Raw genomic sequence first — 13,455 nt, 5'->3', positions numbered from 1 at the left:
AGAGGGTGAAAACCGCATATACCTGACCACTGGCACATTCGGTTCCCTCTCCCTAAGGGAGAGGGTTAGGGTTAGGGTGAGTATTTTGGTTCCTTTTACTTCTTCTTACCTGCCGCTTTGCGCCGTTTATCCAGGTCCTTAATCAGCTTATTCACCCGTTCATCGGCAAACATCTGCTCAAGACTGGTGGTCAGCTTACGCCGCCAGTTTTTGTACTGATCGCTGGTACCAGGGATATTGACCGGCTCTTCCATATTCAGCCAGTCTTCCGGTTGCAGCCCCAGCAGTGCGCTGTTGCTGTCAGCGATATAACGCTGCATACCGCGATTGAGCGTGTCGGTCATGCTCATCAGGCTGGCTTTATGCCCGGCACGTTTTGGCAGCACGCCATATTTGTGCAGCGCATCCAGCAAGCCCTGCTTCGCCAGTTCGCGATCCTGATACAAACCACGTAACACCACTTCGTCAGGGTAGAGCCCCAGCGCCCGACCGAGCGTCAGGTCACCGCTTTCCCAGTAACCGCGCAGCGTCGGCAGGTCATGGGTGGTGGCGACCGCCATGGATTGCTCCGGATACGCTTTAGGCGCACGGAAGATTTTGTCGCTGTCGTTTTCGAAGTAGAGCACTTTGTATGAGTAAACTCCGCTCTTGCGCAGTTTGCCGACAATCTCCACCGGTACGGTACCGAGATCTTCACCAATCACCATGCAGCGATGGCGTTTACTCTCCAGCGCCAGAATCGACAGCAGATCGTCCACCGGATAATGCACGTACGCGCCGTGATCCGCCGTTTCACCGTAAGGGATCCACCACAGACGCAGCACGGACATCACGTGGTCGATACGCAGCGCGCCGCAGTTTTTCATATTCGCGCGCAGCAGGTCGATAAACGGCTCGTAGGCACGCGCGGTAATGATGTGCGGGTCCATCGGCGGCAGGCCCCAGTTTTGCCCCAGCGGCCCGAGAATATCCGGCGGTGCGCCCACTGACGCTTTCAGGCAGTAAAGCTCGCGGTCACACCAGGTTTCCGCGCCGCCCTCCGCCACGCCCACGGCGAGGTCGCGATACAGGCCAATCGGCATGTCATATTGCTGGCTTTCCTGCCAGCAGGCCGCGAACTGGGTGTACGCCAGCCATTGCAGCCAAAGATAGAAATCGACTTCATCGGCATGCTGCTCACAGAACGCACGCACTTCCGGGCTATCGACATCCTGATACGCTTGCGGCCAGGCAGGCCAGCCCCAGCGCAGTTTGTCGATTTTCACCTGATTGGCGTGCAGCGCGTCATACGCTGCCTGCCAGTAAAGGCTGTCTCCTTCACGTTCCACAAAGTTGCGGAACTGGGTCATCTGCGCATCAGTGCGTTTGGCAAAACGCGTCCACGCCATACGCAGCGCGGTCATTTTCAGTTCGGTTACCGCCGTATAATCCACCCACACCGCATCGCAGGCGGCTTTCAGCGCTTTCTGGGTGGCCGGTTTTTTCCACCAGGCCTGTGCTTCTTCACTGTGCTGGAAATCTTCCACCGCGTTGACGTCGATATAAATCACGTTCAGCCAGCGGCGAGATGAAGGGCTGTACGGGCTCGCGCTTTCCGGGTTCGCCGGATAGAGCGCGTGGATCGGATTGAGGCCGATAAACGCCCCGCCGCGTTTGGCGATTTCCGGCAGCATCGCCTTCAGGTCGCCAAAGTCGCCAATTCCCCAGTTCTTTTCAGAACGCAGGGTGTAGAGCTGCACGCAGGCGCCCCACAATTTTTCTTTCTCTTTCAACGCCAGCGGTTCATAGCAGCGTTCCGGGGCAACAATCACCCGGCAGTGCCAGCGTTCATCAGACTGGGTCAGCGTAAGGGAGTGATAGCCCTCTGGCAGACGCGCGGGCAGCGCCAGGTTTTTGCCTCCTGTCGCTTCGCCCTGATACTGCTTGCCCTCTTCGGTGGTCAGCAGCCAGTGAAACTCGCCGCTGCCTTCAACCGTCAGAACCATTTTTTTGCCATGCGTCCAGACCATGACGTTCGGGACGGGCGTCACCGCCACTTTCGTGGCGGTAGCGTGCATTGCGTCCAGCAAACGCCGTTTGGTGTCAGCACCGATAGACTGCGGTTTACCGTGCGCATTGATATAGTTGGGGCTGATCCCCGCCGCCAGCGCGGCATTGTCGAGGCGTTTGCTTTCCATAGGCCTGTCCTTAGCGTTTTGCCTGCCAGATACGTTTCTGATAATCGCGAATGGAGCGATCGGAGCTAAACATGCCGCAGCGCGCGGTGTTCAGGATGGTGGCGCGGGTCCACGCTTCCTGGTCGCGATACAGCACATCGACCTGTTTCTGCGCTGCCACGTAGGCTTCGAAATCGGCCAGCACCAGGTACGGGTCGCCGCCTTTCAGCAGGCTGTGCAGCATCTGGTCGAACGCGTGTTTGTCGCCATCGCTGTACTTACCGCTCTCCAGCTCTTTGAGCACCGCGTCCAGCAGTTTGTCTTTCTTACGCCATTTCAGCGGATCGTAACCTTTCGCTTTCAGCGCCTTCACCTGTTCAACGGTGTTACCGAAGATGAAGATGTTTTCATCGCCGACCACTTCCGCGATTTCCACGTTCGCACCATCCAGCGTACCGACGGTCAACGCCCCGTTCAGCGCCAGCTTCATGTTGCCGGTACCAGACGCTTCTTTGCCTGCGGTAGAGATCTGTTCGGAGACATCCGCCGCCGGGATCATTTTTTCCGCCGCCGACACACAGTAATCCGGCAGGAAGACCACTTTCAGCTTGTCGCCCACTTTCGGATCGTTATTGACGGCTTCTGCCACCTTGTTAATCGCGAAGATGATGTTCTTCGCCAGGTAGTAGCCCGGCGCTGCTTTGGCGCCGAACAGGAATACGCGCGGGACGCGGTCTGCCTGCGGGTTCTCGCGGATCTCTTTATACAGCGCCAGAATGTGCAGCAGGTTCAGGTGCTGACGTTTGTATTCGTGCAGGCGCTTGATTTGGATATCAAAAATCGCCTGGGTATTGATTTCAATGCCGGTACGCGCTTTCACGAACTCAGCCAGGCGCTCTTTGTTGGCCTGTTTGATCTCGCGATAGGTCTGGCGGAATTTGGCGTCGTCAGCGAATTTTTCCAGATTGTTCAACTGGTCGAGATCGTTCGCCCACTCTTTCTTCAGCGACTTATCGAGTAACGCAGCCAGTGCCGGGTTGCACTGTTTGATCCAGCGGCGCGGCGTAATGCCGTTGGTGACGTTATGGAATTTGTTCGGCCACAGCTGGTGATATTCCGGGAACAGATCTTTCACCACCAGGTCGGAGTGCAGCGCGGCGACGCCGTTCACCGCAAAACCGCTGACCACGCACATGTTCGCCATGCGCACCTGTTTGTCGTGCACCACGGCCAGTTTCGCCCAAACCGCTTTGTCGCCCGGCCAGGTTTTATCAACCAGCTTTTTAAAGCGCGCGTTGATTTCGTTGATGATCTGCATATGGCGTGGCAGCAGCGCTTTAATCAGTTTTTCATCCCAGCACTCGAGCGCTTCCGGCATCAGGGTGTGGTTGGTGTAGGCGAATGTTTTGCTGGTGATAGCCCAGGCGTCATCCCAGCTCAACTGGTGCTCATCAATCAGCACGCGCAGCAGTTCAGGAATGGCGATCGTCGGGTGAGTATCGTTAAGCTGAATGACTTCGAAATTCGCCAGTTCATGCAGTTTGCGGCCCGCCAGATGATGACGACGCAGAATATCCGCCACTGAACACGCACACTGGAAGTACTGCTGCATCAGGCGGAGTTTTTTACCCGCCGTATGGTTGTCGTTCGGGTAGAGCACTTTCGTCAGTTTTTCGGCATCGATGCCCTGCTGTTCTGCACGCAGGAAGTCGCCGTCGTTGAATTTGGTCAGGTTAAATGGATGCGCGTGCTTCGCCTGCCACAGGCGCAGCGGCTGTGCGACGCCGTTACGATAACCCAGTACCGGCAGGTCCCAGGCTTCACCGGTGATTTCGAATGCCGGGGTCCAGTGACCCTCTTTGCTGACTTTACCGCCAATACCGACCAGCACATCCAGCGTCGCGTTGTGGCGGAACCACGGGTAGCTACCGCGCTGCCAGTCATCCGGCGCTTCCATCTGCTGACCATCGGCAAAAGACTGACGGAATAAGCCATATTGATAGTTCAGGCCATAGCCAGTTGCCGATTGACCCACGGTCGCCATAGAGTCAAGGAAGCAGGCCGCCAGACGCCCCAGACCGCCGTTACCCAGCGCCGGGTCCGTTTCTTCTTCCAGCAGGTCGGTCAGATGAATATCGAACGGCTTGAGCGCATCGCTCACGCCCTCATACCAGCCGAGGTTCAGCAGGTTGTTGCCGGTCAGACGACCAATCAGAAACTCCATCGAAATGTAGTTCACGTGGCGTTGATCCTTCGCCGGTTTCGCCACGGGCTGAGCGGACAGCATTTCTGCCAACGCACCGCTCACAGCCTGCCACCACTGGTGAGAAGTCATCTCAGAAGCAGCCTGTAAACCAAATCGTTGCCACTGACGCGTCAGGGCAGCCTGAAACAGTTCTTTATTGAAGGTTGGCTGTGACATAGGGAATTCGAGTCCTTTTTACATAAACGTTAGTGATAGTTTGCCTGGCTGACTGTGTGTCTTCCTCATCCCGTCCCGGATTAGGCGGGGAGGAGTCGCAGGGATGAGCGAAAAGTGTGATCGCAGACACTATTACGTTAGTGACTAACCCTGAAATTGCGCAAATTTCACACCACGTCAGGCGGCCATCCATTCTGCCAGGCGGCAGTTTCAGTTATCAGAACGAAGATATCCGCGCGGTGTGTCATAAAAATGAAATGGTGTTTTTCTTAATTTACGGCCGCAGGGAAATAGTTTCGGTTATGAAATAACCCGAAATGAAAATAAGATGATCCATAAGGCAAATAGCGCAGCTGACTATAAATTTAATAGTTGTTTAATTAACCCCATGCCCTTTGTCGCTTTTTCAGAGTTTTACTCTTTTTGACAAACCCAGTCACCACGCGCCCTGCAACCGGTCTCCGTAATTCAAATGGGCAATAAGTAGAATTGTGACAGAGTGCAAATTCGCAGACATCAAAACCGGACATAACTTGCAATAAATTGTCATTTGGCCGACCTTTGTATTGATTAATTACGAGCCCTAAAAAAAATATTTTTCTCTCCTCACAGTGAAGTGATTGCTATGTTGATTCCGTCAAAATTAAGTCGACCCGTCCGTCTTGAACACACAGTGATTCGGGAACGGCTGCTGGCGAAGCTTTCAGGCGCGAACAATTATCGTCTGGCGCTGATCACCAGCCCTGCAGGTTATGGCAAGACGACGCTCATTTCACAGTGGGCGGCGGGAAAAAACGAACTGGGTTGGTACTCCCTTGATGAAGGGGATAACCAGCAGGAACGGTTCGCCAGCTACCTTATCGCCGCGATTCAGCAGGCGACGGGCGGCCATTGCAGCGCCAGCGAAAACATGGTGCAAAAACGCCAGTATGCGAGCCTGTCATCGCTGTTTTCTCAGCTTTTTGTCGAGCTGAGCGAGTGGCAGAAACCGCTGTATCTGGTGATTGACGATTACCATCTGATCACCAATCCGGTGATCCACGACGCCATGCGCTTTTTCCTGCGCCATCAGCCGGAAAACCTGACGCTGGTCGTCCTGTCGCGTAATTTACCGCAGTTGGGTATCGCCAACCTGCGCGTGCGCGATCAACTGCTGGAAATCGGCAGCCAACAGCTGGCTTTTAACCACTGTGAAACCAAACAATTCTTCGACTGCCGCCTCACCTCGCCTATCGAGCTTGCTGAGAGTGGCCGTCTGTGTGACGACGTTGCCGGTTGGGCGACGGCGCTACAGCTGATCGCCCTGTCGGCGCGTCAGCGCAATAATGCCACGCAGCACTCCGCCCGCCGTCTTTCCGGCATTAACGCCAGCCATCTGTCCGATTATCTGGTCGATGAGGTGCTGGATAACGTGGAGCCTGCGACGCGTAATTTCCTGCTGAAAAGTTCGCTGCTGCGCTCGATGAACGACGCGCTCATTGTGCGCGTGACCGGCGAAGAAAACGGCCAGATGCGGCTGGAAGAGATTGAGCGTCAGGGGCTGTTCCTGCAACGTATGGATGACTCCGGTGAATGGTTTAACTATCACCCGCTGTTCTGTAGCTTCCTGCGCCAGCGCTGTCAGTGGGAACTGGCGACAGAGTTACCCGATATTCATCGCGCCGCCGCCGAAAGCTGGATGGCGCAAGGCTTCCCGAGCGAGGCGATTCATCACGCGCTTGCGGCTGGCGACCCCAAAATGCTGCGCGATATTCTGCTGAATCACGCGTGGGGTCTGTTTCATCACAGCGAACTCGCGCTGCTGGAAGAGTCGCTCTCCGCCCTGCCGTGGGAAAGCCTGCTGGAAAATCCGCGTCTGGTGCTGTTACAGGCATGGCTGATGCAGAGCCAGCATCGCTACAGCGAAGTTAATACCCTGCTGGCGCGTGCCGAGCAGGAGATGGACTTCGAGATGGACAAAGCCCTGCACGGCGATTTCAACGCCCTGCGCGCGCAGGTGGCCATCAACGATGGCGACCCGGAAGAAGCGGAACGTCTGGCAATGGTTGCCCTTGATGAGCTGCCGCTGGCCAGTTTCTACAGCCGTATCGTCGCCACTTCCGTGCATGGCGAAGTGCTGCACTGCAAAGGGCAACTGGGGCAGTCGCTGTCGGTGATGCAGCAAACGGAGCAGATGGCGCGCCGTCATGATGTCTGGCACTACGCCCTGTGGAGCCTGATCCAACAAAGTGAAATTCTGTTTGCCCAGGGCTTTTTGCAGGCCGCCTGGGAGTGCCAGGAAAAAGCGTTCCAGCTCATTCGCGATCAGCACCTCGAACAACTGCCCATGCACGAGTTCCTGCTGCGCATTCGCGCGCAGTTACTGTGGGCGTGGGCGCGTCTGGATGAAGCCGAAGCCTCTGCACGTACCGGCATGGATGTGCTGGTGAACTATCAGCCGCAGCAGCAGCTTCAGTGCCTGGCGCTGCTGGTACAATGCTCTCTGGCGCGCGGCGATCTCGACAATGCCCGCAGCCACCTGAACCGGCTGGAAAATTTACTCGGGAATGGCCCATACCACAGCGACTGGGTCTCCAACGCCGATAAAGTACGGGTGATTTACTGGCAGATGGTCGGCGATAAAAAATCTGCTGCCAACTGGTTGCGCCATACCCCAAAACCGGCGTTCGCCAACAACCACTTCCTGCAAAGCCAGTGGCGCAATATCGCCCGCGTGCAGATCCTGCTCGGCGAATTTGATGCCGCTGAAATGGTGCTGGAAGAGTTGAATGAAAATGCGCGTTCGCTGCGTCTGATGAGCGATCTCAACCGTAACCTGCTGCTGTTGAATCAACTGTACTGGCAGGCCGGGCGTAAAAATGAAGCTCAACGCGTGCTGCTGGAAGCGCTGACGCTGGCCAACCGCACCGGGTTTATCAGCCACTTTGTGATTGAGGGCGAAGCGATGGCGCAGCAGTTGCGTCAGCTGATTCAGCTCAACACGCTGCCGGAACTCGATCAGCATCGCGCTCAGCGCATTCTGCGCGAAATCAATCAGCATCATCGACATAAGTTCGCGCATTTTGATGAGAACTTCGTCGAACGTCTGCTTAATCACCCGGAAGTGCCGGAGCTTATCCGCACCAGCCCGCTCACTCAGCGTGAATGGCAGGTTCTGGGTCTTATCTACTCCGGCTATAGCAATGAACAGATTGCGGGTGAGCTGGACGTCGCCGCCACCACCATTAAGACGCATATTCGTAATCTGTACCAGAAGCTGGGCGTGGCACATCGTCAGGATGCGGTACAGCACGCGCAGCAGCTGCTGAAAATGATGGGGTATGGCGTTTAACATATATTTTGGTGGTAAATTATTACCGCCAAAATATATTGTATATTGATACTTCCAATTCAGAAGAGATAGCTACGTCACATTAGAGAAGAAACATAAATCAGAAATGAAAAATTAGAATATTTCTTCCTCGCTTCACCTCTTATAACTACTGCCGCGAGTTGGCACGTTATAAAAGGGTGATTATATGTCGGCATTAACCGAAAAAGTCAGTGCTAAAGAGAAGTTTGGATTTGGTTTGGGCGATGCCGCAAGCCACATTGTTTTCGATTCCTCTGTTGCTATTCTGGCGTACTTCTACACAAATATTTATGGCTTACCCCCGGCGGTAATGGGGACATTATTTTTAGTTGTCAGAGTCCTGGATGCCATTACCGACCCTATCATGGGCGCAATTGCAGACCAGACAAAAAGCCGCTGGGGGCGTTTTCGTCCATGGCTGTTAATTATCTGCGTACCGTTTGCCGTAAGCTGCATTTTAGTTTATTCCACGCCAGACTTTGATCAGACAGGAAAAATCATTTACGCCGTCATCGCCTATATATTTATGACACTAATGTATACCGCGATTAATATTCCTTACTGTTCACTGGGCGCGGCCATTACCGCCGATCCGTCAGAAAACCTTTCGCTGCAATCCTGGCGTTTCGCCATCGCACCTATCGGCGGTGCAATGGGGACGGCGCTGATTCTGCCGCTGGCGGACTTCCTCGCACCGGGCGATCGCGCAAGCGGTATGCAGTGGGCGATGGGGATATTCGGTGTCATTGGCTGCATTATGTTCCTGATCTGCTTCCTGACCACCAAAGAACGTATCGAACCGGTGAAAGAAGAGAACCTGAATATTCTGCGCGACGTGAAAATCCTGGCGAAAAACGATCAGTGGTGGATTCTGTCCGTTTATAACCTGGCGATGCTGTGTGGCGTCGTTGTGCGCGGCAGCTTACTGGTCTATTTCGTGCAATATATCCTGAATCAGGGTAGCAGCGTTATTTCCATGTTTATGCTGGCGACAACGGTAGCTGCGGTGGTCGGAAGCCTGGCCGCAAAACCATTGGGTTCAAAAGTGTGCAAAATCCGCGCTTCCGTGTGGGTAAACATTCTGAGTGCCTTAATTGGCTTGCTGTTCCTCGTGCTGCCAACGGAATACTGGATCCCGGCATTTATCGTTCACATTATTCTGAACGTGTTGCAGGGCATTAACGCGCCGCTGCAATGGTCAATGATCACTGACGCCAACAACTACGGCGAATGGAAGACTCAGCGTCGTATTACGGGTATGAACGTCGCAGCGAATATTTTTATCATCAAACTGGGCGTGGCAATTGGTGGCGCACTGACGGGCTGGGGCCTGGCTTTCTACGGCTATCAGGCTGGCGTCGAGCAGCAGTCTGCCGAAGCGATTCGCGGCGTACTGATTCTGTTCACCGTGTTACCGGCAATCTTCTATCTGATTACCGCGATTTCCATTCGCTTCTATCAGCTGACGGAAGACAAAATGAATACCATCGTGACTGACCTGAGCAAAGGGCAGTTCCAGATGTAACGAATGCCGGATGGCGCTTCGCTTATCCGGCCTACAAGCACTCTGTAGGCCGGATAAGGCGCAGCCGCCATCCGGCACTTCTCACCGCTACTCCCGGCACAGCTCCAGCTGGATGTTATGTTCGGCAATCACCTTCATTACTCCATCTGGCGGCAACACATCCGTGTAGACGGCATCCACCATGCTGATACTGCCCATATTCACCATCGCGTTGCGGCCAAACTTAGAATGGTCGACCACCAGCATCACATGACGCGAGTTCTCAATGATTGCGCGCTTGGTGCGCACTTCATGGTAATCAAACTCCAGCAGCGAACCGTCGCTGTCGATGCCGCTGATCCCCAGAATGCCGAAATCGAGGCGGAACTGGGAGATAAAATCGAGTGTCGCTTCCCCGATAATCCCACCGTCACGGCTGCGCAATTCACCGCCCGCGAGGATAATGCGGAAATCCTCTTTCACCATCAGCGTATTAGCCACGTTGAGGTTATTGGTCACGATGCGCAGGTCACTATGATTTAGCAACGCGTGGGCGACCGCTTCCGGCGTGGTACCGATATCGATAAACAGCGTAGAACCATTAGGGATTTCGCTGGCCACCTTACGGGCAATGCGCTCTTTCTCCGCCGTCTGCGTCGATTTTCGGTCATGCCACGAGGCGTTGACCGAACTGGAAGGTAACGCCGCGCCGCCGTGGTGGCGCAGGATCATCTTCTGCTCCGCCAGGTCGTTCAGGTCGCGGCGGATGGTTTGTGGGCTAACGGAAAAGTGCTCTACCAGCTCTTCGGTGCTGACATAGCCCTGCAATTTGACCAGCTCAATTATCGCGTCATGACGTTGTGTTTGTTTCATGGTGAGTCCCTGAAATAATTACGCGCGCTTTCGCGCATTTAGCGTATCGACAAACGCCATCGCCAGACCGACCACCAGGCCGGTAACATGTGCGCCATTGGCAATCGACATGCCAAAAAGATCAAACCAACCGGCAACCAGCCAGACCAACGAAAAGATAATCAACCCACGCTGCAGGTAAATCCCGCTGTCCGGATCGCGCTCGCCGCGCAGCCAGACGTAACCCATCAGCGCATACACCACGCCAGACAGCCCGCCAAACCAGGGGCCGCTAAACTGGTGCTGGATAAAACCGCTCAACAGCGCACTGATCGCGGTGATCACCACCAGTTTACCGCTGCCGATGCGTTTCTCCACCGCCCCGCCGAGATACCACCACCACAGCAGATTAAACAGAATATGCAGCACCGAGAAATGCATGAGCGCGTGGCTAAAGTAGCGCCAGGCCTCAAACTGCACCGAGCTGTCATAAGGCCAGGCCAGCCACATCATCACGGCCTGATCGCCCACCACGTTCATCAGGATGAAAACCAGAATACAGGCGATCATCACCGCCATGGTCACCGGACCGGCATTGGCTTTCAGCGTTTCGAGGAACGGGAAACGACGATAGTGCAGCCCGCTGTTGGTGTGGCCCGATTGCCAGCTCGCCGCCAGATAACGCGGATCTGCCGGGTTTTCCAGAAAGCGGGTCAACTCGGCGCGTACACGTTCGGCCTGACTTTCATCTGCGAGCCAGACATCACTCTGAGTATGTTGTTGTATTGTCAGGATAATACCCTGCGTCGCCATATAGTCCACAAAGGCCTGGGCGACGCGCGGGTTAGTAAAAGAGGTGATCATCAACATGCAGAGGGTCGCTTATTCCACACAAAGGAGCACAGTATACACGTCATCATTCAAGTTGCCTCTGCGTTGGCTGCGCGCTCTCACCCCAGTCACGTACTTTTGTACGCTCCTGGGGATTCGCTCTCTTGCCGCCTTGATCCAACTTGAATGATTTAGTGTAATTACCATTGCAAACACATGCCTAAAGCGCGATGTGCTCAACCTCTGCCGGGAAATGGCGATGCCAGGCGTCGAAGCCGCCGTCCACGCTATAGACTTCATCGTAGCCCTGCTGGAGCAGATATTGCGCCGCGCCTTTGCTGCTGTTGCCGTGATAGCACATCACCATCACCGGCGTGTCAAAATCGTTGTCGCGCATAAACGCGCCCAGCGTATCGTTAGTCAGATGAAACGCACCCGGCGTGTGGCCCAGCGCATAGCTCTGCGGGTCACGAATATCTACCAGCACGGCGGTCTGCTGGCGTAACTTCTGGTGCGCTTCTTCTACATTGATACACACAAACTGTTCCATGGTTTCTTTTCTCTTTATTGCAGGTGGGCGAACTCACGCCATTTTACCGCCAAGTGTACGTCCTGACGGCAGTGAAACGCCAATATGTTACACACATCACTGTAAATTGTTTTTTTGATGTTACCGAACGCGCGTTTGTTTGCTATTATTTTCGTTATCGAGCATTATTGAGCTATAACGAAAGTGAACGAGGTAGCGAGCATGGAAACCAAAGATCTGATTGTGATAGGTGGCGGGATCAACGGCGCAGGGATCGCAGCGGATGCCGCCGGGCGCGGATTATCCGTTTTGATGCTGGAAGCGCAGGATCTGGCGTGCGCCACCTCCAGCGCCAGTTCTAAGCTCATCCACGGCGGCCTGCGCTACCTTGAACACTATGAATTCCGCCTGGTGAGCGAAGCGCTCGCCGAGCGTGAAGTGCTGTTAAAAATGGCACCGCATATCGCCTTCCCGATGCGTTTTCGTCTGCCGCATCGCCCGCATCTGCGTCCGGCGTGGATGATCCGAATTGGTCTGTTTATGTACGATCATCTGGGCAAACGCACCAGTCTGCCGGGGTCTACCGGTTTGCGTTTTGGCGCAGAATCGGTCCTCAAACCGGAAATCGTGCGCGGATTCGAATATTCCGACTGCTGGGTTGACGATGCTCGCTTAGTATTAGCCAACGCGCAAATGGTTGAGCGAAAAGGTGGTGAAGTACTGACCCGCACGCGCGCTACCTCCGCTCGCCGTGAGAATGGCCTGTGGATTGTGGAAGCGGAAGACATCGATACCGGCAAAAAATATACCTGGCAGGCGCGTGGCCTGGTCAACGCCACCGGCCCGTGGGTGAAGCAGTTCTTCGATGACGGCATGCATCTGCCCTCGCCTTACGGCATCCGCCTGATCAAAGGCAGCCACATTGTGGTGCCGCGCGTGCACACGCAGAAGCAGGCCTACATCCTGCAAAACGAAGATAAGCGAATTGTGTTCGTCATTCCGTGGATGGATGAGTTTTCGATTATCGGTACCACCGACCAGGAGTATCACGGCGATCCGAAAAATGTCGAAATCGACGAAGGGGAAATCAGCTATCTGCTGAAAGTGTACAACGCGCACTTCAAAAAACAGCTGGGGCGCGACGACATCGTCTGGACTTACTCCGGCGTACGTCCGCTGTGCGATGATGAATCAGACTCACCGCAGGCCATTACCCGCGACTACACGCTGGACGTACACGACGTCGATAACCAGGCGCCGCTGCTGTCAGTGTTCGGCGGGAAGCTCACCACCTATCGCAAGCTGGCCGAGCACGCGCTGGAGAAACTGGCACCGTATTACAAAAATATCGGCCCGGCATGGACCAAAGGCGCAACGCTGCCCGGCGGTGACATCAACGGTGACCGTGATGACTACGCGGCGACTCTGCGCCGCCGCTATCCGTTTATCAGCGAACCGCTGGCGCGACATTTCGCCCGCACCTACGGCAGCAATAGCGAACTGTTGCTGGGTCAGGCCAAAAGTGTGGCGGATTTAGGCGAAGATTTCGGTCATGAGTTTTATGAAGCTGAACTGCGTTACCTGGTTGAGCACGAGTGGGTTCGCCGCGCCGATGACGCCCTGTGGCGCAGAACCAAGCAGGGAATGTGGCTGAACGCCGAACAGCAGTCGCGCGTGGCGCAATGGCTGCTGCAAAACGCGGGAAAGCGTGAACTGTCGCTGGCCTCTTGAACAATTGCCCGGAAGCAGAACGTTTCCGGGCCTTCCTGTCATCTGCGGCAGCCTCTATTTCTTCAGGCTGGCAGAACA

General features: G+C 55.0%; 8 protein-coding genes. 3 read left to right on the top strand and 5 right to left on the bottom strand.

The window, feature by feature from the left end; genetic code table 11:
- Positions 1-95: 95 nt before the first annotated feature.
- The gene (malQ, locus tag G163CM_RS19550; RefSeq protein ID WP_231826023.1) at positions 96-2,177 is read right to left on the bottom strand and encodes a 4-alpha-glucanotransferase; all 2,082 of its coding nucleotides are present in this window, start codon (positions 2,175-2,177) and stop codon (positions 96-98) included.
- 10 nt (positions 2,178-2,187) lie between these two features.
- On the bottom strand, positions 2,188-4,578 hold the full coding sequence (gene malP, locus G163CM_RS19545; protein WP_231826022.1) for a maltodextrin phosphorylase: 2,391 nt from the start codon (positions 4,576-4,578) through the stop codon (positions 2,188-2,190).
- A 625-nt stretch (positions 4,579-5,203) separates the two neighbouring features.
- Between malP and malT the strand changes: the two genes are divergently transcribed.
- Together malT and G163CM_RS19535 are read left to right on the top strand one after the other, a co-directional pair.
- Positions 5,204-7,909 carry an HTH-type transcriptional regulator MalT gene (malT, locus tag G163CM_RS19540; RefSeq protein ID WP_015962662.1) on the top strand — a complete coding sequence of 902 codons (2,706 nt, stop codon included), beginning with the start codon at positions 5,204-5,206 and terminating at the stop codon, positions 7,907-7,909.
- Between the two features lie 187 nt (positions 7,910-8,096).
- Complete coding sequence (locus G163CM_RS19535) at positions 8,097-9,455, top strand: glycoside-pentoside-hexuronide (GPH):cation symporter (protein WP_015962661.1); 1,359 nt, start codon at positions 8,097-8,099, stop codon at positions 9,453-9,455.
- Positions 9,456-9,542: 87 nt separating this feature from the next.
- Here G163CM_RS19535 and G163CM_RS19530 read toward each other — a convergent pair whose 3' ends face one another.
- From G163CM_RS19530 to glpE, 3 genes are all read right to left on the bottom strand, one after another.
- A complete protein-coding gene (locus tag G163CM_RS19530; RefSeq protein WP_231826021.1) occupies positions 9,543-10,307 on the bottom strand; it encodes a DeoR/GlpR family transcriptional regulator in 765 nt (254 codons plus the stop codon).
- Positions 10,308-10,325: 18 nt separating this feature from the next.
- Entirely contained in the window at positions 10,326-11,156 is an 831-nt protein-coding gene (glpG, locus tag G163CM_RS19525; protein ID WP_231826020.1) for a rhomboid family intramembrane serine protease GlpG, read from the bottom strand.
- A 181-nt stretch (positions 11,157-11,337) separates the two neighbouring features.
- The gene (gene glpE, locus G163CM_RS19520) at positions 11,338-11,667 is read right to left on the bottom strand and encodes a thiosulfate sulfurtransferase GlpE (RefSeq protein WP_015962658.1); all 330 of its coding nucleotides are present in this window, start codon (positions 11,665-11,667) and stop codon (positions 11,338-11,340) included.
- Positions 11,668-11,868: 201 nt separating this feature from the next.
- Between glpE and glpD the strand changes: the two genes are divergently transcribed.
- Positions 11,869-13,377, top strand: coding sequence for a glycerol-3-phosphate dehydrogenase (gene glpD / locus G163CM_RS19515; protein WP_231826019.1), 1,509 nt, complete (start codon positions 11,869-11,871; stop codon positions 13,375-13,377).
- The last annotated feature ends 78 nt before the right edge of the window (positions 13,378-13,455 follow it).

Source organism: Pseudocitrobacter corydidari, assembly GCF_021172065.1.
Lineage (GTDB): Bacteria > Pseudomonadota > Gammaproteobacteria > Enterobacterales > Enterobacteriaceae > Pseudocitrobacter > Pseudocitrobacter corydidari.
This window is presented reverse-complemented; position numbering and strand designations above follow the sequence as displayed.

What these genes read in the sequence shown, in the direction of transcription:
- glpE (WP_015962658.1), bottom strand. Translation starts at nt 11,667, where the DNA reads ATGGAACAGTTTGTGTGTATCAATGTAGAAGAAGCGCACCAGAAGTTA.
- glpD (WP_231826019.1), top strand. Translation starts at nt 11,869, where the DNA reads ATGGAAACCAAAGATCTGATTGTGATAGGTGGCGGGATCAACGGCGCA.
- malP (WP_231826022.1), bottom strand. Translation starts at nt 4,578, where the DNA reads ATGTCACAGCCAACCTTCAATAAAGAACTGTTTCAGGCTGCCCTGACG.
- malT (WP_015962662.1), top strand. Translation starts at nt 5,204, where the DNA reads ATGTTGATTCCGTCAAAATTAAGTCGACCCGTCCGTCTTGAACACACA.
- G163CM_RS19535 (WP_015962661.1), top strand. Translation starts at nt 8,097, where the DNA reads ATGTCGGCATTAACCGAAAAAGTCAGTGCTAAAGAGAAGTTTGGATTT.
- malQ (WP_231826023.1), bottom strand. Translation starts at nt 2,177, where the DNA reads ATGGAAAGCAAACGCCTCGACAATGCCGCGCTGGCGGCGGGGATCAGC.
- glpG (WP_231826020.1), bottom strand. Translation starts at nt 11,156, where the DNA reads ATGTTGATGATCACCTCTTTTACTAACCCGCGCGTCGCCCAGGCCTTT.
- G163CM_RS19530 (WP_231826021.1), bottom strand. Translation starts at nt 10,307, where the DNA reads ATGAAACAAACACAACGTCATGACGCGATAATTGAGCTGGTCAAATTG.